At 41.6% G+C, this 859-nt stretch carries 1 protein-coding gene and 1 pseudogene; both read left to right on the forward strand.

What is annotated here, in order from left to right; all coding sequences use genetic code 11:
- Positions 1–308, forward strand: a pseudogene (locus tag J5069_RS23690) (LysR family transcriptional regulator); the annotation flags it as partial.
- Positions 309–757: 449 nt separating this feature from the next.
- Positions 758–859: AlpA family transcriptional regulator (locus tag J5069_RS23695; protein WP_264646109.1), on the forward strand; the 102-nt coding region annotated here is incomplete at its 3' end.

Below are 859 nucleotides of genomic sequence, written 5' to 3' on the forward strand. Positions count from 1 at the left end.
GCTGGTTTAATGATGCGTTCTTACCACAACCTAATATTGCCGAGTACATTTCCGGCCACGAAGCGATGCTCATGCTAGTGGCTGCCGGATACGGTATCGGCATTGGTCTTGAGTCACAACTCTCATTGTATAACCACCCGAATATAATTATACGGGCAACATCTTACGATATCCCAGACTCATCGACCAATATCATCACGACGGAAAAATATTACTCGCCGGAGTTGGAGCGTTTTATCAAACGTGCACTTGAAATTGGCGAATTGCAGCCCGCTCACATGCAGGCAGCGCCCAAAGAAGTGCCTTAGGATGGGTAAGTTGCATCAGTTAATGTCTTACTTTATTTGTCTATCATACGACCAGCACAGTTAGTGGCTGATACCTTCATTATCCGTTAACGTTGTGATGCAGTCCATTCAACGTCAATTAACCAAATGAATATTAAGCAATCATTTAATTCACATGAAATCTGACATTTTCAGTTTGGTTAACGACACAATAGAACCCATTGAACTGGGTTCTATTTCATTCGCAAAAACACCGACAACAGAAGCACTGTACCGCCATTTATTCTTCATAAACATTGCTGGACGAAAGTCCAGATAAATGCTGGCAAATATATCCAGCAATCTCTTTTTTAAGTCAGCTAAGAAACCGTAACTAGTACATCCCTATTGTTTGATGAAACGGAATGATGAGGTCTTTTTAATAGTTAATAGAACTCATAAACGCTACCAAGCACTAAGGAGTGACAATAGTGAACGCAGAAAACACGACACCATTGCCAGAACGCCGTATTTTACGTCGTCCAGAGGTTGAGTCTAAAACCGGATTCAAACGCGCCCATATATATAACCTG

The sequence above is a fragment of the Candidatus Symbiopectobacterium sp. NZEC127 genome (assembly GCF_025962675.1).
Taxonomy (GTDB): Bacteria; Pseudomonadota; Gammaproteobacteria; order Enterobacterales; family Enterobacteriaceae; genus Symbiopectobacterium.